Source organism: Metallosphaera tengchongensis (genome assembly GCF_013343295.1).
GTDB lineage: Archaea > Thermoproteota > Thermoprotei_A > Sulfolobales > Sulfolobaceae > Metallosphaera > Metallosphaera tengchongensis.
Window position 1 is genome coordinate 1,007,493 of sequence record NZ_CP049074.1, and the last position, 19,704, is coordinate 1,027,196.

26 protein-coding genes and 1 tRNA gene are annotated in these 19,704 nt (G+C 39.6%); 23 read left to right on the forward strand and 4 right to left on the reverse strand.

Annotation, left to right across the window (positions count from 1 at the left end):
* Nucleotides 1–269: 269 nt before the first annotated feature.
* Nucleotides 270–614: a transposase gene (locus GWK48_RS11460; RefSeq protein ID WP_246263923.1), complete on the reverse strand. Its 345-nt coding sequence runs from the start codon at nucleotides 612–614 to the stop codon at nucleotides 270–272.
* A 39-nt stretch (nucleotides 615–653) separates the two neighbouring features.
* Nucleotides 654–753: transfer RNA gene (locus tag GWK48_RS05480), tRNA-Leu, on the reverse strand.
* Nucleotides 754–837: 84 nt separating this feature from the next.
* Here GWK48_RS05480 and GWK48_RS05485 point away from each other — a divergent pair.
* From GWK48_RS05485 to spn, 8 genes are read left to right on the forward strand one after another with little or no spacing between them, the layout of a single operon-like run.
* The gene (locus GWK48_RS05485) at nucleotides 838–1,137 is read left to right on the forward strand and encodes a 50S ribosomal protein L21e (RefSeq protein ID WP_174630320.1); all 300 of its coding nucleotides are present in this window, start codon (nucleotides 838–840) and stop codon (nucleotides 1,135–1,137) included.
* 10 nt (nucleotides 1,138–1,147) lie between these two features.
* Complete coding sequence (locus tag GWK48_RS05490; protein WP_174630322.1) at nucleotides 1,148–1,486, forward strand: RNA polymerase Rpb4 family protein; 339 nt, start codon at nucleotides 1,148–1,150, stop codon at nucleotides 1,484–1,486.
* A 43-nt stretch (nucleotides 1,487–1,529) separates the two neighbouring features.
* Nucleotides 1,530–2,198, forward strand: a complete 669-nt coding sequence (locus tag GWK48_RS05495) for a DUF655 domain-containing protein (RefSeq protein WP_174630323.1) — start codon at nucleotides 1,530–1,532, stop codon at nucleotides 2,196–2,198.
* Nucleotides 2,195–2,848 (forward strand): 16S ribosomal RNA methyltransferase A, encoded by a 654-nt coding sequence (locus GWK48_RS05500; RefSeq protein WP_174630325.1) that lies wholly within the window; start codon nucleotides 2,195–2,197, stop codon nucleotides 2,846–2,848. The genes GWK48_RS05495 and GWK48_RS05500 overlap by 4 nt, the downstream gene beginning before the upstream one ends.
* Nucleotides 2,800–3,402, forward strand: coding sequence for a HemK2/MTQ2 family protein methyltransferase (locus GWK48_RS05505; RefSeq protein ID WP_174630327.1), 603 nt, complete (start codon nucleotides 2,800–2,802; stop codon nucleotides 3,400–3,402). The genes GWK48_RS05500 and GWK48_RS05505 overlap by 49 nt, the downstream gene beginning before the upstream one ends.
* A complete protein-coding gene (gene trmJ / locus GWK48_RS05510; RefSeq protein WP_174630329.1) occupies nucleotides 3,374–4,078 on the forward strand; it encodes a tRNA (cytidine-2'-O-)-methyltransferase TrmJ in 705 nt (234 codons plus the stop codon). Before GWK48_RS05505 ends, trmJ begins: the two co-directional genes overlap by 29 nt.
* A 33-nt stretch (nucleotides 4,079–4,111) precedes the next feature.
* Complete coding sequence (locus GWK48_RS05515) at nucleotides 4,112–4,762, forward strand: 30S ribosomal protein S3ae (protein WP_174630331.1); 651 nt, start codon at nucleotides 4,112–4,114, stop codon at nucleotides 4,760–4,762.
* A complete protein-coding gene (spn, locus tag GWK48_RS05520; RefSeq protein ID WP_174630333.1) occupies nucleotides 4,734–5,957 on the forward strand; it encodes a bifunctional sugar-1-phosphate nucleotidylyltransferase/acetyltransferase in 1,224 nt (407 codons plus the stop codon). Before GWK48_RS05515 ends, spn begins: the two co-directional genes overlap by 29 nt.
* On the opposite strand, the gene GWK48_RS05525 is transcribed toward spn, so the two are convergent.
* A complete protein-coding gene (locus GWK48_RS05525; protein ID WP_174632577.1) occupies nucleotides 5,943–7,145 on the reverse strand; it encodes a redox-regulated ATPase YchF in 1,203 nt (400 codons plus the stop codon). The genes spn and GWK48_RS05525 overlap by 15 nt on opposite strands.
* Nucleotides 7,146–7,217: 72 nt before the next feature.
* On the opposite strand from GWK48_RS05525, the gene GWK48_RS05530 reads away from it, so the two are divergent.
* The 15 genes from GWK48_RS05530 to GWK48_RS05600 all read left to right on the forward strand — a co-directional run bounded on the left by GWK48_RS05530 (nucleotide 7,218) and on the right by GWK48_RS05600 (nucleotide 18,378).
* A complete protein-coding gene (locus GWK48_RS05530; protein WP_174630335.1) occupies nucleotides 7,218–7,865 on the forward strand; it encodes a 50S ribosomal protein L15e in 648 nt (215 codons plus the stop codon).
* A 3-nt stretch (nucleotides 7,866–7,868) separates the two neighbouring features.
* The gene (locus GWK48_RS05535) at nucleotides 7,869–8,309 is read left to right on the forward strand and encodes an RNA-binding domain-containing protein (RefSeq protein WP_174630337.1); all 441 of its coding nucleotides are present in this window, start codon (nucleotides 7,869–7,871) and stop codon (nucleotides 8,307–8,309) included.
* Nucleotides 8,284–8,847, forward strand: a complete 564-nt coding sequence (locus GWK48_RS05540) for a hypothetical protein (RefSeq protein ID WP_174630339.1) — start codon at nucleotides 8,284–8,286, stop codon at nucleotides 8,845–8,847. Before GWK48_RS05535 ends, GWK48_RS05540 begins: the two co-directional genes overlap by 26 nt.
* A complete protein-coding gene (locus GWK48_RS05545) occupies nucleotides 8,828–9,268 on the forward strand; it encodes an Rpp14/Pop5 family protein (protein ID WP_174630341.1) in 441 nt (146 codons plus the stop codon). The genes GWK48_RS05540 and GWK48_RS05545 overlap by 20 nt, the downstream gene beginning before the upstream one ends.
* A 97-nt stretch (nucleotides 9,269–9,365) precedes the next feature.
* Nucleotides 9,366–10,088, forward strand: coding sequence for an archaeal proteasome endopeptidase complex subunit alpha (gene psmA / locus GWK48_RS05550; protein WP_174630342.1), 723 nt, complete (start codon nucleotides 9,366–9,368; stop codon nucleotides 10,086–10,088).
* A gap of 14 nt (nucleotides 10,089–10,102) precedes the next feature.
* Nucleotides 10,103–10,801 carry a ribosome assembly factor SBDS gene (locus GWK48_RS05555; protein WP_174630344.1) on the forward strand — a complete coding sequence of 233 codons (699 nt, stop codon included), beginning with the start codon at nucleotides 10,103–10,105 and terminating at the stop codon, nucleotides 10,799–10,801.
* Nucleotide 10,802: 1 nt separating this feature from the next.
* Nucleotides 10,803–11,534: an exosome complex RNA-binding protein Rrp4 gene (rrp4, locus tag GWK48_RS05560; protein WP_174630346.1), complete on the forward strand. Its 732-nt coding sequence runs from the start codon at nucleotides 10,803–10,805 to the stop codon at nucleotides 11,532–11,534.
* Nucleotides 11,512–12,249 (forward strand): exosome complex exonuclease Rrp41, encoded by a 738-nt coding sequence (rrp41, locus tag GWK48_RS05565; RefSeq protein WP_174630348.1) that lies wholly within the window; start codon nucleotides 11,512–11,514, stop codon nucleotides 12,247–12,249. Before rrp4 ends, rrp41 begins: the two co-directional genes overlap by 23 nt.
* Nucleotides 12,250–13,092 (forward strand): exosome complex protein Rrp42, encoded by an 843-nt coding sequence (gene rrp42 / locus GWK48_RS05570; RefSeq protein WP_174630350.1) that lies wholly within the window; start codon nucleotides 12,250–12,252, stop codon nucleotides 13,090–13,092.
* A complete protein-coding gene (locus GWK48_RS05575; protein ID WP_174630352.1) occupies nucleotides 13,092–13,310 on the forward strand; it encodes a 50S ribosomal protein L37ae in 219 nt (72 codons plus the stop codon). The genes rrp42 and GWK48_RS05575 overlap by 1 nt, the downstream gene beginning before the upstream one ends.
* Before the next feature lie 82 nt (nucleotides 13,311–13,392).
* Nucleotides 13,393–13,794 carry a hypothetical protein gene (locus GWK48_RS05580; RefSeq protein ID WP_217451761.1) on the forward strand — a complete coding sequence of 134 codons (402 nt, stop codon included), beginning with the start codon at nucleotides 13,393–13,395 and terminating at the stop codon, nucleotides 13,792–13,794.
* A 216-nt stretch (nucleotides 13,795–14,010) separates the two neighbouring features.
* A complete protein-coding gene (locus GWK48_RS05585) occupies nucleotides 14,011–14,397 on the forward strand; it encodes a prefoldin subunit beta (protein ID WP_174630356.1) in 387 nt (128 codons plus the stop codon).
* A 25-nt stretch (nucleotides 14,398–14,422) separates the two neighbouring features.
* On the forward strand, nucleotides 14,423–15,124 hold the full coding sequence (gene xpf / locus GWK48_RS05590; protein ID WP_174630358.1) for a 3'-flap repair endonuclease Xpf: 702 nt from the start codon (nucleotides 14,423–14,425) through the stop codon (nucleotides 15,122–15,124).
* Between the two features lie 311 nt (nucleotides 15,125–15,435).
* On the forward strand, nucleotides 15,436–17,646 hold the full coding sequence (locus GWK48_RS05595; protein WP_174630359.1) for an elongation factor EF-2: 2,211 nt from the start codon (nucleotides 15,436–15,438) through the stop codon (nucleotides 17,644–17,646).
* A gap of 6 nt (nucleotides 17,647–17,652) precedes the next feature.
* A complete protein-coding gene (locus GWK48_RS05600; RefSeq protein ID WP_174630361.1) occupies nucleotides 17,653–18,378 on the forward strand; it encodes an HAD family hydrolase in 726 nt (241 codons plus the stop codon).
* On the opposite strand, the gene GWK48_RS05605 is transcribed toward GWK48_RS05600, so the two are convergent.
* On the reverse strand, nucleotides 18,361–19,695 hold the full coding sequence (locus GWK48_RS05605) for a hypothetical protein (protein ID WP_174630363.1): 1,335 nt from the start codon (nucleotides 19,693–19,695) through the stop codon (nucleotides 18,361–18,363). The genes GWK48_RS05600 and GWK48_RS05605 overlap by 18 nt on opposite strands.
* Between the last annotated feature and the right edge of the window lie 9 nt (nucleotides 19,696–19,704).

Below are 19,704 nucleotides of genomic sequence, written 5' to 3' on the forward strand. Positions count from 1 at the left end.
ATACCGTGGTTGTGGAGCTTATACACGATTGCCTCAATTAACTTAGGATAAGACCAGATGTTTGAAGTGAACTTATTACCCTTGTCCTGAGAGATGGAGTAAGGGTAACCAAGGTAGACTGTTGAGACTCCTAACTGCCATAACGTCTTATGAGGTGAGAGGCTAAAGTCCTATAGTAATGAAGAAGTCTACTGTACAGTCTCTTAGAAAGTCTCTCCCTTTCTCTTAGCACTTCTTCCCTAGCTCCAGTCTCGTGAATTTTCTCTGCCTCAGCCTCTAGTTTGTCTAGTCCTGCGACCTTCTTCTGAAAAAGAAGTAGTGAAAAAGAAGTAGTGCTCCTTTACTGTAGAACCACGGTAGAACAGAACAGTACCATCGTCTACGGTAACAGTTGCTAACATGTTAATGCCTAAGTCTATTGAAGCTACCTTATTACCTTTAGACAAGGCTTTCTGTATCTTATCCCTCTCAACGTGAACTATGAGTGACTCCTTCATTGGCTTACCAGTCTTCTTTGTTGTAACCCTACCTACGTCAACCGGTATATGTGCGTAGGACTTGTCGTCAATATGTACCTCTAGCCTACCTTGTGCAGACCACCTTAACCTCCCCACAAACGGTATCTCGATCCTATTCCTATCACCAAATTAAGGTGCGGGGGGCGGGATTTGAACCCGCGCAGGACTACTCCAGCGGATCTCCCATTTAGCGATCTTAAGTCCGCCCCCTTTGACCATGCTCGGGCACCCCCGCACTAGCATACTCTATCTTACTCTCCCTTAAAGATTTATCCGAAAACTTATTTAGTTCTATTACCTTACTCTTGCCGGGTTTATAATGGTAAAGCATTCTAGAGGCAACAGGACTAGAAGCAGGAAACTCCTTAAGAAGTCCCCTAGAGAACGTGGAGGTGTCCCATCTCTAGGGAAATTAATGGTGGATCTATCTCAAGGGCAGGCAGTAATAGTTGATATTAATCCATCAATTCATAATGGGATGCCACATAGGAGATATCAGGGAAGAATTGGAACTGTCTTAAATAAAAGAGGAAAGTCATACGAAATTAAAATTAAATTGGGAAAAAAGGAGAAAACAATTATAGTGAGACCGGAACATTTACGTGTTACTAAGTCGTGATGTGATTTTTATGTCTTCTTTTCACATAATAGAGGAGAACGATATTCCGTATTCAGTCGCTAAGGAAATTTTGCAGAGTTTTATACAAGGAGTATCTTCCTCCTCATTGTTACAGAAGACCTTTGAGTACCTCAATGCGCTAGAGAAGTGCACTCCAGAGAATGCTAGGAAGTTGATGGAAGACCTCTCTCAATTCGTCCAAAAAAAAGAGGTAAGGGCTATGATAAGCAGTTTATGCCCCGAAAATGCGGATGAGCTTAGGGCAATACTTGTTATGGAGGGTAGAACGTTATCTCAAGAGAATATAGAAAAAATTTTGAATCTGATAAAAAGCTATAAGAACAACTGATTGTCTTTAATATTTTATCTACATAACCATAGATTGTGGCAGTATGAGTAAGAAAGGGCCAAGAGAGAGGTTTGTTTACGTTTTGGACTACCTTAGAAACGGCAATCCGGTAGATAAACATCAATGGCATAAGAACAAGCCCTTAGTTCAAGTGGTCGGGCAGGACTTCTTTATACTCATGGAGGCCATTCCCCTGAGAGAACCCTTTCAAATAGAGGAGAAGATAGATAGGGATAAGGATCCTCCTCGAATCAAGGTGGACGTGTTAATAGAGTACGATGATCTTACCTCTGTAGCAAAAGACACTTTGAATAGAGTTATTGCAAAGATAGTGGAGGAGAAGGAAAAGGAATTCGTAGCTTTCTTCAATAAGGCTGAACCTCTCACACTAAAGTTACACACCTTAGAGCTTCTGCCAGATATAGGAAAAAAGACCTTAAGAGTTATACTGGAGCAGAGAAGGGAGTCCCCTTTTATGACCTATCAAGATATCCAGAACAGAGTAGGAATTAAAGATGTTAAAGAAATTATAATTAAACGTATTTTGACCGAGATGAAGCGAGAGGACAAGTACTACTTGTTTGTATATCCTACCGAAACGGAACAGAAGACTCAGGAGAGTAAACAGAGGATGCAAGAACAGACCCAGGATTCCAAACAGAAACAGGAGCATATTTATATAGGCTACCTCGATAAAGTTAAGGAGAAATGAGGCTTTCACAAAATTTTTTGATTAATAGATTAATTCTTTCTGATATAAAAAATTATATATCGAAATTAAGACCTTTAATAGAGATAGGATGTGGAAAAGGATATTTGTCAGCATACGTGAATCCGGACATATGCATAGAGATTGACCAGGATCTCCTTTATCTCCTAAAGGAGTACAATCCAGTTCATGCCGATGCTAGATTCCTCCCTGTTAATAGGGGACAGATCGTTTCATCTTTGCCGTATTCGATAACATACGAATTTTTTGACCAAATCACTCAATTTAGTGATATTATTAGGCTCACTCTCATATTGCAAGAGGACTTCGTTAAGAAGGTTTTAGAATACCCTACATATATTTCATTTCTAATTAATTTTTACTTTAACATAATGAAAGTATATTCAATACCACCGTCTGCGTTTAGACCAGAACCTAAAGTTTTTTCATCTTTAGTAATTTTTGAAAGAAAAAGGAAATTTATTCCAGAAATAAATAGCATAATTAAGTGTATCTCCTTCTATAGAAATAAGTCGCTCAGAAACGTATCGAGACTTTGTGGCTTAAATTCATCCAATTCCAAAAAGGTAAGAGAGTATAAGCCATGGGAGATAGAAGAATTATTGAATTCCTTGGGTTTAAACTATGCTTAAACGAGAATGTATACGAGCCCGCAGAGGATTCCGAACTCCTAGCTTCCATTTTAGACCTGACAGAGAAGGAAAAAGTAGTGGATGTGGGATCAGGGACAGGAATCTTGAGCTTAGTTTTGTCTAAACGAGATATTAGAGTCCTGGCGATTGATATAAATCCGTTTGCTAGTGAAGAGACCTTATGTTCAGCTAAAATCAACGATGTCGATATTGATGTAATTAACTGTGATGGGCTATCCTGCGTAAGGGATGGTATTGTTTTTGATGCTATAGTTTTCAACCCTCCATACCTACCTGTTCAAGAAACAAAGGAATGGATAGGATTCAGTTGGTCTGGTGGAGAAGGAGGGTTAAAGGCTCTTGAGAAGATATTGAATGATTTTAAGGCAAAGCGGGGTTATTTCGTTTACTCCAGTTTCACTGATGAGGAAAAACTCAATAAACTGTTGGAGAGTAAGAGTCTAAAATTAGTTAAAAGAAAAGAGATTGTAAAGGGTTTCGAAGTGTTAAAGGCGGTGGAGGTAGTTGTTGAGGGTTGTCCTTGTGGAGCCTGAAGGAGAGTATAATGTGGGATTTATAGCAAGATTATGTAAAAATTTTGGAGTAGACGAACTATATATAGTGAATCCTAAGTGTGATTTAAAGAAAGCAGTAGAATTTTCCGCTAAGGGTTCAAGTATTTTACTTAACTCTAAGGTTGTTGATAAGTTTACGGACGCCATTTACGATTTGGATCTTAAAATATCAACGTCGAGCATAGCAGATTCAAAAGGCGACATGTTACGGAAGTCCATTTCTCCTTGGGAAATGATAAATTATTTAGATAAAAACAAAATAGGGTTGATATTTGGGAGAGAAAGTGTAGGTTTAACGAGAGAAGAAATCTTTATGACAGATCTTCTTGTTCACATTCCTGGGAATCCAGACTATCCAGTACTTAATTTATCCCATGCTGTAGGAATTATCCTATATGAAATATGGAGATCCAGGTTAACTAGCAAGGAAAATTCCGGGATTTATCATGGCGCAATTTCATCAGATACTCTAAAACTGATAGATAAGTACCTTCTCGCTCTTCACGACTTAGTGAGAAAGTCAGACAGTGACGGAGACATGTACTTAGCCTTAAAAAGATCCATTATTAGAGGATTAAAGGACGAAGAAGAAGGTAGAGCTATAGTGAGATTCCTCAGAAAGACCTACATGAAAATAATACATAGCAATGAATGAGTTTTTATACCTTTTACAGTAGATGTTTCATCAATGTCAGCTAGATCCAGTGCTAAAGGTGGCAGTGGTGCTCTAAAAGATAAATGGAAGATGAAGAAATGGTTCCCCATTTACTCTCCGAAAGTTTTTGGTGAGATATCTTTAGGGTCTACACCAGCCTTTGATAGTTCTCAAGCTATCGGAAGGAAAGTAGAAGTCACATTATACGACCTTACAGGAGACCTGAGCACTGTTTACGTTCATCTTTACTTCAAAATATCCAGAAATGAGAACGATAAATTATTTACAGACTTTGCAGGGCATGAGCTTTCAAGGGATTATGTTAGATCACTGGTGAGAAGGAAAAGCTCGAAGATAAACAAAGTAGTGGATGTTACCACTAAGGACGGATATGTACTTAGGGTCAAGGCTTTGTCCCTCACCGCTTACAGGATTCACAGAGAGCAGACTACTGCCATAAGGAGAATCATGGAGGATATTGTTAGAAAGTCAGCGGAAAGCAAGACTTTCGATGAATTTGTTCAAGATATGATATTCGGAAACCTGGCTAATAATATCTTTAATGAGAGTAAGAAGATAGCTCCACTTAGGAAAGCGGAGATAGAAAAATCGAAAGTGATTGCAGTCCCCTCTGTTAAGGAGGTTCAGCAGGTAGTTGAAAGTAGTAATCCTAGCAGCGGGTAAAGGAGAAAGACTAGAACCTATAACCCACACTAGGCCAAAGCCGTTTGTTCCAGTTCTAGGATCAACTTTAGTTGAAAGAACTATCCAAATTATACGTAAGGCTGATCCAAAATCGGATTTTTTCATTGTAGTCCCAAAGGACAGACCAAATGAGTATGATGCCTACTTCTCCAGGCTCCATAATATAAAATTAGTTGAGCAAGGTGAAAAAAGAGGTACTGGAGGAGCACTGTCGTCTCTCCAATCAATTGACGATGAAGTAGTCGTTGTTTACGGTGATGTTTATCTCGAAGAGATGGGGATAAGAAGAATATTCGAAACTGATGGTAATGCGATTCTCGGGGTCCGCGTGCAGAATCCTTCTGAATATGGGTCTCTGAAGATGGATAGCGAAGGCAACTTGATTGAAATCGTGGAGAAGAGCCCAAATCCGCCATCAAATATCGTCAATGGTGGAGTATATAAGTTAACCTCCGACATATTTAGTTTCATCGATAAACTAGAAAAATCTCCACGTGGAGAATACGAGTTAACTGATGCTGTAACTAGGTTAGCTTTAACGTCTAAGGTAAAGATTGTAAAATACGACGGTTATTGGAAAGATGTGGGTAGACCCTGGGATATACTAGACATAAATAAGCATGAACTTGAACGGCATGAGACTTCTTTGAAAGGGGAGGTTGAGGATAACGTTAAGATCTATGGAAACGTAATTATAGATGAAGGAGCCAAAGTACTCTCTGGGACTCGAATAGAGGGTCCAGTGTATGTAGGACGGGGCAGCACAATTGGTCCCAACTCCTATATAAGACCTTTTACAGTAATGGCTAGTAACGTTAAGATAGGAACATCTGTCGAGGTAAAAGAATCAGTCATCATGGAAGATACGAAGATACCACATTTAAGTTACGTAGGTGACAGCGTAATAGGAGAAGATGTTAATTTCGGGGCAGGAACTTTAGTAGCTAACCTGAGGTTTGACGAGAAGGAGATATATGTTAACATTAAGGGAAGAAAGGAGAGCTCAGGCCGGAAGAAATTTGGAACTATAGTTGGAGCTCACGTTAGAACCGGGATTAATGTGTCGATTCTTCCAGGAATAAAAATAGGAGCATACGCTAAAATTTATCCAGGATCTGTTGTGGATAGAGATGTCGATAAGGCTGAATTTTTCAAAGGGTTACGCTCTAGCTAGAGAAGATACTATCTTGATTACGTCTCCGTCTTGAAGAACGTAATCCTCGCCCAATCTGGTTTTCCTTCTTGCGTCCACAGCGTACAGAAACCCTTTGCCGAGATCGGTATGAATGCTATATGCTAAATCTTTAGCTGTTGAGCCCATTTCCAACAATAGGACATCTGGTAATACGTCTCCGTCTTTATTTGTGAATTTCTTTTCGTCCTCGACAGGATAAACCGAAATCAAATTTAAAGCACCGAAAACTGCCTCATTTATTGCTTGCTGAACTCCGGTATTTCCGTATATTTCAAGAACATTAGTCTTGATATATTCGAGTGCCTTGGCTTTCCTCTCATCCAAGTTACCCGTTAGTTTGAAGTTTCCATCTCCTGGGATGTACTTTATTATGCCAGCCTTGGCAGCCTTCCTAAGGGCTAGCTCAGATTCTGCGCTTACTGGAACTACAAAGGGGTATTTGCTCTGAAGTCTCTTTATGTTCTCCCTTGCTATTGTAACATCAGCCTTGTTTGCCGCTATTATTATTGGCTTAGAGACTTCCCTTAATTTTGAGCTAAACTTTCTTAGTCCTTCTTCTCCCCATTGAAGAAGCTTGACGTTCTCTAAACCACTTGCCTTGAGAGCTTTAATGAGATGTTTTCTGTTTACGGAGAGACCAGAGACTTTAGTTAAGAGTGATTCTATAATATCCTTACCGCTGAGATCAGTTGTTCTAGCAAACTTTTCCCAGTCTTTCTTTAATATCGAAAAGAACCATTCATCTATTTCTTTGGTAACAAATTCAATATCAGCTTCAGGATCCCTCGAACCTGGTTGTATAGCAACACCTTCTTCGTTTGTGGAACCGCTTGCGTCTATTACATGTATTAATACATCGGCCTTCCGTAAGTCGTCGAGGAACTTGTTCCCAAGTCCTCTTCCCTCGTGGGCGCCCGGTATCAACCCAGCAACGTCCACTAGCTTGATTGGAATGAATCTGTAGTCTTCTACGCAAATAGAGTTCTTTGGGTTGCAGACTACCTTCAGTTCAGTATGGACACATTTTTTCTTAGCATAAGCGATACCAACGTTGGGCTCAATGGTAACAAAAGGTCTGTTAGCTATTTCGACGTCTAACATGGTTGCAGAGGCGAAGAACGTGCTCTTTCCAACGTTAGTTTTCCCTATTAATCCAACTGTTATCATGGTGTTTCTAGACATAATTAGGTACCGTTCAGTTTTTAAGTAGATGATGATTACCACTATAGGAGAAAGATTATGGTAGCTTCGGCTTACTCATTTATGTCGAAAACGTGGTCTAGCGATGGCTGGAATAATGTGATGAAGAAGAGGTTAGTACTTTGGAGGAGCCAGAACACGGTTACAAGAATTGATAAACCTACTAGAATTGATAGGGCGAGGTCTCTGGGATACAAGGCTAAGCAAGGAATAGTCGTGGTTAGAGTAAAGGTCGAGAAAGGAGGTATGGAAAAGCAGAGACCGAATAGTGGAAGGAGACCAAAAAGAATGGGAGTTTACGGTTTCTCTCCAGCCAAAAGTCTGCAATTTATAGCAGAGGAGAAGGCAGCCAAAAAGTATCCTAATTTGGAGGTGTTGGGGAGTTATTATGTCGCAGAAGATGGTTTATATAAATATTATGAGATAATACTCGTAGATCCCAACCATCCAGTTATAGCCTCTGATCCCACATTAAAATGGGTCAGAAATCCCGCTAACAATGGAAGGGTATTTAGAGGGTTGACTTCATCTGGAAGAAGAAGCAGGGGTCTTCTCAGATCCAGAGGTCTGAAGGGTACTCCGCACCAGAAGATAGTTAAAAAGTTGAAGGAGAGGGAACAAAAGAAAAGACATGAAGCTTCTAGGTATTATAGGCTAGCCAATTATGATAGAGTTCCAGGAAAGTAAATCATGAGAATAAACAAGATTTCAGCCTCAGTTTTTTGCTATTCGACTGAGGATGAGGCTAGGGTACGAGATGCTCTATTACTTCTTTTTAATAACGTGATCCAGGACAATGAAATTCTAAGGATAAAAGTGGAAGGTCATTACGGTGATCCAATCATTACCCTGAAAGCCGACCTAGAGGGTAAAAGAGCTACAGACGCTACTTCGTATCTTTTGTCTAAGCTAGATACTGCGGACATAGTTTACCTTCTCTCTACGATTACTAGCAGGAGCCAGGGGAATAGGATTTACATTAGGGTAGATAAGCAGGCTCTAATCTCTCAAAGGAAGGTCCTACTTAAGGACGGAGAGGATGTCATAAAAATAGTTCTAAGTCTCAAGGACAATATAAAGGAATTTATGGAGGTTCTGAAACAACTTGCTAGTGGAAACATGTCTGTTTAACATTGACATTAAAGGCGTCCTAGACTCGCTTGGCTATAATGCGTACCTTTTGGAATCCAAAGTGAAAGTGAAGGATATTACTTTAAATGATGTAAGGATGAGAAAGACATTTCTTCATGAGAGGGAATTTAATCGGTATTTTTCAAAAAATTCCAATACAATTTACTTCGTTAAACCTTCAAGTAGATCTGCCATAATAAAGGCTCTAAACGATCCCAGGGTGAACGGAATTTCGGTTGACAATTCTAATTACAAGTTAGTTAAGAAGAATTTATTAAATTTATCGATATCGAATAAGAAATATTTAGAGATTATACTAAATAGTTCATCATCGGAGGTTATAAGAAGGGCTATAGAGTGGGGGTATAGAGGAGCGAGGACTATTTTTTCAATATGTGTAGAAAAAGTCTCCGACATATGGTCGCCCCTCAGTGTCTTTAATTATCTGATACTTCACGGTGCATCACCTAGTTACGTAGCGTCATGGTTATTCACATATCCATCGGAGCTGTTCATCAATGGAACAAATGTATATTGATCTAGGATTTCTAGTATGGTTAACTTTACTTTCTGTTATAATTTTTTATAGAACTAGAAATTCTAGAATTCCCATAATATCGTATAAAGAAAAAAAGATTCGAAAAAATAAAAAAAGATATGTAGTATTCAGGATATTGACTTCATCAAAGAGTATAGACCCTTCACAAATTGAATTCGCGGTGAGGAATGCTGTTAAGGAGTTACTTGGTAAGATCTGGCTAGAAATTTCGAATCCTCGTATTATAGCTTACAACGAGTCTTCCTTAAGTGGCATAATCTCGACTAACACATTGGGATATAAGGTAGTTATCGCTTCTTTGCCTCTCATCAAGACAATTGGAAATGAGGAGGTTATCTTGGTACCTTTTAAAACAACCGGAAGTTTAAAAAAGGCAAGAAGCCTCATAGAATCTAGATGATGATGCCGTCCCAGACTGCTAGGTGATGTTCCCTGCGACGATCTGATAAATTATGACACTTTTATTAGCCTCTAGGCGTCGTATAAATTGATGAAATATGGCATTTGGACCAGCCGCAATGGGATACGATAGGGCTATAACAATCTTTTCTCCAGACGGTTCACTCTACCAGGTGGACTATGCCTTTGAGGCAGTAAAGAAGGGATGGACCACTTTGGGAGTTAGAACAAGGAACGCAGTTGTTATTTTGGGAGAGAAGAAAAAAGCCTCTCAGCTACTGGATGTCGATAGCATAGAAAAGGTCTTCCTATTAGATGACCACGTAGGATGTAGTTTTGCTGGATTGGCTTCGGACGGAAGGATTTTAATAGATTATGCCAGGAACTCTTCTTTGCAACACAGACTCGTTTATGACGAACCGATTAGCATTGACTATCTAACCAAGCTGATATCCGATGTGAAACAGATGTACACTCAACATGGAGGAGTTAGACCTTTCGGTGTTGCCCTCATTATTGGGGGAGTAGATAGGGGCACGACTAAACTTTTCATGACTGAGCCAAGCGGTCAATTCATGCCTTACCAAGCTGTTGCTATAGGTCAAGGAGGTTATAACGCAACTGACTTCCTCGAGAAAAACTATAGGGAGGATTTAAGCACAGAAGACACTATCGTTTTAGCCTTAAATGCTTTGAAGGCTACATTGAAACCAGGAGAGAAAATAGGGCCAGGTAACGTGGAGATAGGATTTGCCACCAAGGATGGTATCTTCAGGAAGATGAGTGTTGAGGAGAGGACGGCGTATCTCCAAAAGATATAAGGTGATCAAAATATATGGGGCCAAAGGATTACGTAGTAATAAAGTATGAGAGCCATGGAGAAAGATTTGAAATTTTAGCTAAACCTAAAGAGGCTTCCCTCATAAGAGAGGGGAAAAACGTATCCTTATCCGATGCTGTAGTTTCTGACACTATATATAAGGACGTAAAAAAGGGACTAAAAGCCTCCCCCTCATCTCTCAAAAAGGTTTTTGGGACTACTGATTTTGAAACAATTTGCAGGGAGATAATTATAAAGGGCGAGATCCCAATTACAGCGGAACAAAGAAAGGAGATCATGGAGAGTAAGAGGAAGCAAATAATTGATTTCATACACAGGAATGCGATAGATCCCAAGACAAATCTTCCTATACCGCCAACTAGGCTTGAGATGGCTATGGAACAGGCTAAAGTTCAAATTGATATCAATAAAGACGCTGAAGCGCAGGCACAACAGATAATACATGAATTGGCAAAGATAATACCCATTAAGATAGCAAGAGCGTTACTGGAAATTAAGGTGTCCCAGAAATACGCCGGAAAAGTTAAACAGAGCCTCTCTTCTTTAGGGAGTGTAAAGAGATCCAATTGGTTGTCTGACGGAAGTTTATTAGCTGAAATTGAGATACCTGCTGGTGCTCAACAAGATATTATTGATAAGTTAAATTCTATAACTAAGGGGGAAGTAGAGGTAAGAGTACTTCAAGTGAAGTGAAATGTCGGGAAACACCAAGATATATCTTCAGGATAAGACAGTAGTAGTTCCAGGAGATCTAATAGCAGAGGGATCTTTCCAGATTCCTTGGTCTCCTTACATTATAAAACAAGATAACAAATATTATGCATCTGTAATAGGGATCTTAGACGTTAAGGATTCGTTCTTTGAAGTAATACCTCTAGAAGGTTCATACTACTATCCACGGATAGGAGACACGGTAATTGCCTTAGTTGAGGATATAGAGTTATATGGATGGCGAACTGACATCAAGGCACCGTATTCAGCTTATCTTCCAGCGTCGTCTCTCCTGGGAAGACCAGCAAACGTCGGAGAGGATTTAAGAAGATATATTGATATAGGCGACTACGTGATAGCCAAGGTAGACAGTTTTGATAGGACGTCTGATCCGCAGATATCTGTTAAGGGAAAGGGACTAGGTAGAGTTACCTCAGGAACAGTAGTGGATATACTACCTGTAAAGGTTCCAAGGGTAATTGGGAAGGGTAAAAGTATGCTGGAGACGCTAACAACTGAGACCGGCTGTGATGTTTTGGTTGGACAAAATGGAAGGGTTTGGGCTAACTGTCCTTCAAAGGAGAAGGAGGAGGTACTTCTTATAGCCATTAGGACGATAGAAAAAGAGTCCCATACTAAAGGACTAACTGATAGAATTAAAAAACTGATAAAAGAATCATTAGGTGATAAGAGTGTTACAAGTTCAGAAGCCTAAATTAATCTTAGATGATGGAAGAAGGCTGGATGGTAGAAAACCAGACGAATTAAGGCCGATGAAACTAGAGATTGGAGTCCTAAAGAACGCTGACGGTTCATCTTTGGTAGAAGTTGGAAATACTAAGATAATGGCGGCTGTATACGGCCCTAGGGAAATGCATCCAAGGCATTTAGCACTTCCCAACAGAGCTACATTAAGGGTTAGATATCACATGACTCCTTTCTCAACAGATGAGAGGAAAAGTCCAGCTCCAAGTAGAAGAGAGATAGAGCTTTCAAAGGTAATAAGAGAGGCCCTAGAATCGTCAATTTTGGTGGAACAGTTTCCAAGATCCTCTATTGATATATTTATGGAAGTTATTCAGGCAGATGCAGGGACGAGACTGGCGTCATTAATGGCTGCTTCCCTTGCTGTGGTAGACGCAGGGATACCTGTTAGAGACGTTATAGCTGCTGTAGCAGTAGGGAAGGCGGACGGAGTCATCGTTCTAGATCTAAATGAACCGGAAGACATGTGGGGGGAAGCTGACATGCCCGTAGCAATGATGCCGTCTCTTGGGCAAATTAGTCTTATTCAGCTCAATGGACACATGACGCAGGACGAATTTAAAAAAGCTCTTGATCTAGCCTATAAAGGAATAGAAACTATATATAGTATGGAAAAAGAAGTCCTGAAGAACAAGTTTTCAGAAATTCACGAAGAGGGAACGTAAATGTCTATGACACCTATTAAGGAAAACGTTGTACCTTTGATTAAGAAGGAGAGCATAATAACTCTCCTTGAGAGAGGAATTAGATCAGATGGTAGAAAATTTAATGATTACAGGCAAATTTCAATCACTCTTAATTACGCAAAAAAAGCCGATGGTTCTGCCTTGGTAAAACTGGGCGATACTACTGTCCTAGCTGGGGTTAAAATAGCGGAGGATGAACCTTATCCGGATACTCCAAATCAAGGAAATCTTGTAGTTAATGCCGAGTTATTACCCTTAGCTTACGAAACGTTTGAACCTGGTCCTCCAGATGAAAACGCAATAGAGTTGTCCAGAGTTGTAGACAGAAGCCTGAGGGATTCAAAGGCCATAGATTTGACTTCACTTGTTATAGACCCAGGGAAGAAGGTTTGGACAGTATGGGTTGACATATCCGTGCTCGATTATGGGGGCAACGTGCTAGACGCTTGTACATTAGCTGCTGTGGCCGCATTATATGATACTAAATTGCCAAAGGTTGTCAACGATAACGGTACCATAAACATAATAAAAGAGGAAAAAGTAAGTCCATTTCCAATAAGATATCCAGTAGCTACTTCTACTTTGGCCAAAATAGGGAAGTTTCTAGTTTTGGATCCAGATCTTGAGGAAGAGGGAATTATGGATGCAAAAATTTCATTTTCATATATTCCTAGCGGTCACATAGTAGGAATTCAGAAATCAGGAGAGGGAAGTTTTAGTAAACAAGAGATCGAAATAGCTGAAAGCATGGCTTCGGTGGGAAGTCAGAAATTATTAGAAGAGCTTAAAAACCAGTTAGGCATTAAAGGTGGTGAAAGCTGATGGCTCGTAAGAAAGTTGTGGGTGTTGCAGGCAGGTTTGGTCCTAGGTATGGATCGTCCCTTAGAAAAAGATGGAACGAAATAATGGAAAAACGATATTCGGATCACGTTTGTCCCATTTGTAAAACCAGTGGAAAAGTCTACAGAATAGCTTCTGGGGTTTGGAGTTGCAATAAGTGTGGTAGTAAATGGGCCGGCTCGGCATATACGCCGAGTTGAAACTTTAATAACAAGCTCTAGGGATCCCTCATCGAGGACAAGAAGTTTACTTAACTATTTGGAATACGTTCTCCCTAACTCCTTGAAGGTCAATAGAGGGAGGAGGAGTATAGTTGAAATTTTTTCCATTGCCCAATCGATTGGGGCAAGGCTACTAATCTTAGTTAGTGTAAGAAAAGGTAACCCTGCGGTCATAGACGTATACGGTATACCCTCCAACCAGAGGATGTATAGCTTTAGTATCAAGGCCATGAGATTAATGAGCGATTATAAAGTACCCTATTATGGAGTTACAAGGAGGAGACTCTGTATTGAGAGTAGTACAGCTAGATGCTATCAAGTCAATTCGTTTCTAGTTGACGCAGGAGCGAGGCATAAAAACATATGCGATACCTTTGCTGAAGTTTCTGAAACAAGCTTTTGCGAAATTAAGTTCAAAAATAAAAAAGGAGACGAATTACTGATGTTAGGTTTAGAGTCATGATAAAAATAAAAATTACTTTCCAAGATATGGATAAAGAGACAAAGAGTCTTCTATCAAGTTCGTTGTTGATTGAAGATATGGACAAGAAATATGTAAACATCGAAGATGATGGTACATCTTTTACATGCGAAACGATTTCACGATGTAGGGCAATAATGAACTCTTATATATTCTGGATTTACAGTGTGTTAAGCACTCTAAAAGAGGTAGAACGTGATGGCAGAAAGAATCCCACCTGATTTACAAACTCAGTTGTTGAAGTTGCAACAACTTCAAAGTCAATTAGAGAGGCTCACCTATGAGAAAAGCGTAATCGAGAGCGAGCTAAGGGAAGTCAACGAAGTTTTAAAGGAGTTAGCAAGTATTCCCCAAGACTCACCGATCTACAAGATAGTAGGAAATTTATTAGTAAAACAGAATATAAGCAATGTTCAAAATGAGTTGAACGAAAGAAAAGAACTACTTGAGCTCAAGAGCAGGACATATCAAAAACAGGAGGGTCTTCTTAGAAAGCAATTCGAGGATCTTCAGAAGAAAGTCAACGAGCTAGTCCAGAAGTACTATCCGCAGGGAACTCCGGGATCTGCGCCTCCAAAGGCTTAAAGTTTTTCTTGCGTACTACATAGCTGTGTTGAGAATTTATGTTGACACAAGGGAAGCTCAGTCAGGCATTCCTGATTTACTTAGGGAAAATGGAGTAACGGTTTTTTTCCAGCAATTATCTGTAGGGGATTACGTAATAGCTCAGGACGTTGTGATAGAACGAAAGAACGTTTTTGACTTATTGAGTTCGATTTTTGACAAGCGATTCTTTGATCAGCTAGCAAGACTGAAAACTACCTATCTTAATACATTCCTTCTAATTGAAGGAAGCTTAGAAGCGGTAAGATCAGTTACGGAGAAATGGAAAATCCTTAATTCAGCTTTAGTATCGGCAGCAATAGATTATGACGCCAAGATTATTTACTCTGCCAACAAGAAGGACAGCGCAGACGTAATTCTTTCCATTATTAAAAGATATCAAAACGGGACGAACAATAAGGGTCCCATTGTTCTCCACGATAAACCGAAATTTGAGACTATTGACCAAATTCAGCTTTATGTGGTAGAGTCTTTGCCAAGGGTAGGCGGTAAAACCGCAGTGAAATTATTGACGGAGTTCAATACCATAAAAGACCTTTGTAACTCCTCAGTAGCCGATATCGAGAAAGCCATAGGAAGCAGGAAAACGGCTGAACTTATCTATAAGATATTCAATACTCCCTACTCCACTCGTCAATCCAATAAGATATCTTCTCTCTCTGAGTTCATAGATAATGATAAGACGTAAGGTACCTTAAGTTTTGGATCAGGTAAACGAAAATGAATGAAGATTGAAGGATAATTTTTCTAAATGTTTAACACATTATTAGTGATGTCTAGGCCACACAGCAAATTAATAATTTAGCCCCATTAGCTTGTTGAATTTGTTATAATAGAACTATTTATATTCTAATGTAAAACAGGTTGATGAGGGTTTTTAAGAAATACCTTTCGTGGCTTCTATACTTGTTTAAAGTTCTAATTTTGTCTACAATTCATGATCACACTTTAATACTTCTAAATAAAGTACTACATGTTTACGATACTAGGTGATACAGTTTGCCCAAGTACAAAACATCGGAACAAGTTCTAAGCTTAATGAAGGATAGAACTAGAGTAAGAAACATTGGTATTATAGCCCATGTGGATCACGGTAAAACAACAACCAGTGATCAATTGCTTGCCGCATCTGGTATAATTTCACCTAAAGTTGCTGGAGAAGCTCTAGCGTTGGACTATCTTTCTGTAGAGCAGCAGCGTGGTATAACTGTAAAGGCAGCAAACGTAAGCCTATATCACGAAGTGGAAGGTAAAGGTTACGTAATAAACTTGATTGATACCCCCGGTCACGTAGACTTTAGCGGTAGGGTAACTAGAAGTTTAAGAGTATTGGACGGTTCAATAGTAGTTGTAGACTCAGTAGAAGGAGTAATGACTCAAACAGAAACAGTTCTTAGGCAGAGTCTAGAGGAGAGAGTAAGGCCGATTTTGTTCGTCAATAAGGTGGACAGGTTAGTAAAAGAGCTGAAGCTTGGACCTCAAGAGATGATGCAAAAATTAATGGATATTATCAAAGAAGTTAATAATTTAATAAATATTTATGCGGAGCCAGAATTAAAGGAAAAGTGGTCCATAAATCCTACCCTAGGAAACGTGGTGTTCGGTTCGGCTAAAGATAGGTGGGGATTTAGCATACCCATGGCCCAGAAAAAGGGAATTAACATGAAGCATGTAATAGATGCTTACTCCACTACAGATAAGACTAAAATCAACGAGTTGGCCTCCCAAGTTCCTATTAATGAAGCTCTATTGGATGCAGTAATCAAATTTGTTCCTAATCCAGTTGATGCCCAAAAGTATAGAATACCCAAAATATGGAAAGGAGACCTAGATAACGAGCTCGCAAAAGCCATGTTAAATGCTGACCCCAATGGGCCAGTAGTCATGATGATAACTGATATGAAGGTAGATCCACACGCAGGGTTGGTAGCAACTGGTAGAGTGTTTTCTGGAACCATAAGACCAGGTTCAGAGGTATGGTTGGTAAACGCAAAAGCTCCACAAAAAGTACTACAGGTCAGTATTTACATGGGACAATTCAGGGAACTGGCGGACGAGATACCTGCAGGCAACATAGCAGCAGTTCTAGGTCTTGAAAGGGCGAGATCTGGTGAAACGCTTATAGACATGAGGTTTAAGGATCTACAGGGAAGCTTTGAGAAATTGCATTACGTCTCCGAGCCAGTCGTAACCATAGCGGTAGAGCCTAAGAATCCTAAGGATTTGACCAAAATGATTGATGCCCTTAGAAAGCTAAGCATAGAGGATCCAAACCTTGTGGTGAAAATAAACGAAGAAACTGGAGAATATCTACTCTCAGGTATGGGCTTTCTGCATGTTGAAGTTTCGCTTCAGTTATTAAAGGACAATTACGGAGTGGATGTTGTAACTACTCCACCTATTGTAGTCTATAGGGAAAGTATTAGAAATAAGAGCGAAGTATTCGAAGGGAAGTCTCCTAACAAACATAACAAGTTTTACATTAGCGTGGAACCATTGAACGAGAAAACAGTAGAACTGATCTCTAATGGGACTATAAAGGAGGATATGGACTCCAAGGAGATGGCCAAAATATTAAGGGATCAGGCCGAGTGGGATTACGATGAAGCTAAGAAGATTATTGCGATTGATGAAAACGTTAACGTTCTAGTGGATATGACCAGCGGTGTTCAGCATCTGAGAGAGATCATTGATACTATGCTTCAAGGTTACAGGTTGGCCATGAGAGAAGGTCCCTTGGCCCACGAACCAATAAGAGGGGTGAAAGTGGTTCTTCACGATGCAGTAATTCATGAAGATCCAGCTCATAGAGGTCCTGCACAGATATATCCAGCGGTTAGGAATGCCATTTTCGCATCACTACTAATGGCAAGGCCAACGCTTTTGGAACCTTTGCAAAAATTGGATATAAGAGTGCCAATGGAGTTTGTGGGTAACGTCACAGCGGTTCTAAGCCGAAAGAGGGGTAAGATTCTAAATATGACTCAGTCAGGCAGCGTCGCTAGAGTGCTAGCCGAGATACCTGTATCAGAATCCTATGAGCTAGCCAGCGACCTCAGAGGTTCCACTGGAGGCAGAGCATTCTGGGGTACAGAGTTCAGTAAGTGGGCTCCTGTTCCAGATAGCATCCTAACTGATGTAATCCTAAAGATAAGAGAAAGAAAGGGGTTACCCAAGGAATTACCAAAGGTTGAGGACTTCTTGTCGTGAAATGAAATGGAGGATTTTAATTTATTCGCGGGTACTAAAGCAGTTTTTTTCGATTATGATAATACTCTAGTAAATTTTCAAGAAAAATCAAGGAAAGCATTAGAACAGGTCTCGTCAGACATTTTTAATTTTATTCGAGAAAATGGCTCAACATCCGTTTCTCCAGATTACTTAAAGGAAAAGCTCATCTTTATTGCTGAAAAGTTAGATTCTGAAGGGGTATACGACAGGAACGTTTGGTGGTCAGAGACACTTAAGCAAATCGGGTTGGAAATCACTGAGAAGGAACAACTATATGAGTGGACTAACATGTACTGGTCTGTAGCAGGAGAGGCTTATCCTTACGACGATGCGCTTGATATTATAGATTACTTGAAGGGAAAGGGCTACAAATTAGGTCTAATAACAAATAGTGATGGAGAAGGGGGGGATAAGAGGTCTAGAATTTCAAGGTTCCCATATATAGGTAAATTCGATATAATCATAATAGGTGGAGAAAATAATATTAAGCCTAAACCTAGCCTACAACCCTTTATAGTGGCTTGCGAAGGAGTTGGGGCAAATAAAGAGACATGTGTTATGGTAGGAGACGATCCGGTGAAGGACTGCCTTGCAGCCAAAAGGGCTGGGCTAAAGTCTATTTTACTAGATAGAAAATCATCGGTGAAGTACCCTGAGCTGTACGCTGACTTTGTTATCAGAACTCTGAAGGAGTTAGAGGAATTCTTGTAGGACGTTATACATTCTATCTAAATACGTTTTTGTAAGAGTTTTTTCCAGTTCAGATCTGAAAAGTCTATGGAATTCCGTACTTTCATACCTAACTGACAGGGCAGGATAGTCCTCAGCGAAAGTTATTTTGAATTTTCTAGATATTTTATTGGCTAAAAGCAAGTGAAAAATTCCATATTTAATATTCCCAGGTAATCCCCAATACCTACCCAAGAAGCTTAGAATTATCTTGGATTGGATTAACTTTCTATCATTAAAATTCACTAGAAACGAGCGTATCTCGGGTGGCAATAATTTAATATCGTCTACGAAATCTTCTAAAATAGATTTATTAGAAAAATTGAAATTTAGCTTTGAAATAGTTTCCAAAGTTCTTGTCTCTTTAGTTATCGCTTCTTTATTATCTGAGGAACTCGGTTCAGTAAAGTTTACATGATATATTATGGAAGGAATACCTGCCCTGACCAATTCATATGAGATCGATAAGGGTTCGACGGGCACCCTTTTTCCCAGGTTCGATCTTAATCCCGGCCCTATTTCTATACCCCATTCACCTCCTCTAATTTCTATGGCAAGGTCAATATCAAAATTCTTGGTTTGGATTAGTTTCTCTACTGTAGAGTTCCAATACAGTGAGGAAAATCCTGGTCTACCTGTTTCAATTCCAGACATTGATAGATATTCCCATTGGACTTCTGGATCCCTCGACAGATTTTTGAAAAGGTGCGATGTGTATCTCCTTAAGTTATCTCTACTAATCCACGTATCGTGATTAGTGACTAGACACACTCTTCTTTTGCCGTTCTTTATGGCATGGATGGAAAACGCTTCAGAGATCTTTACATCAGAGTCAAGATAAATTTCTATTCTATCTCCATGTTTAACGTTTCCGTTCCCTAAGACGATCAAGGGCAACGGAGGTTCAGTGGGGCCCTTTTGAAGATAAGGAGGGGAGACGGAGACTAAGTTTTGGTTAAAATTTTTCAGTACTACACCTTGACATCCTTTCTCTCTAGCAACAATAATATCGTAATAAATATCTGCTAAAGAGGTTCTAACAGATAAAAGAATCTCGTTATGGCTACAGCCTAATGGGTCAACGGTTAAATTTCCCTTAAAAACTAAGCTCTTTGAATAAGGCATTGCACTAGACGTTATTTTCTCTCCATTAATAATTACTTCAAGGTACTTGGACTCCCAATATAACACTTCAGTCTTATAAGTTCTTACCTCATCTGATGAGTCTTCCACCTGTCCCTTAAGCTCATCTATAAATCTTCTCTCATAGGGACTTCCAGCTAGCATGTGGTATTGCATATATTCCAC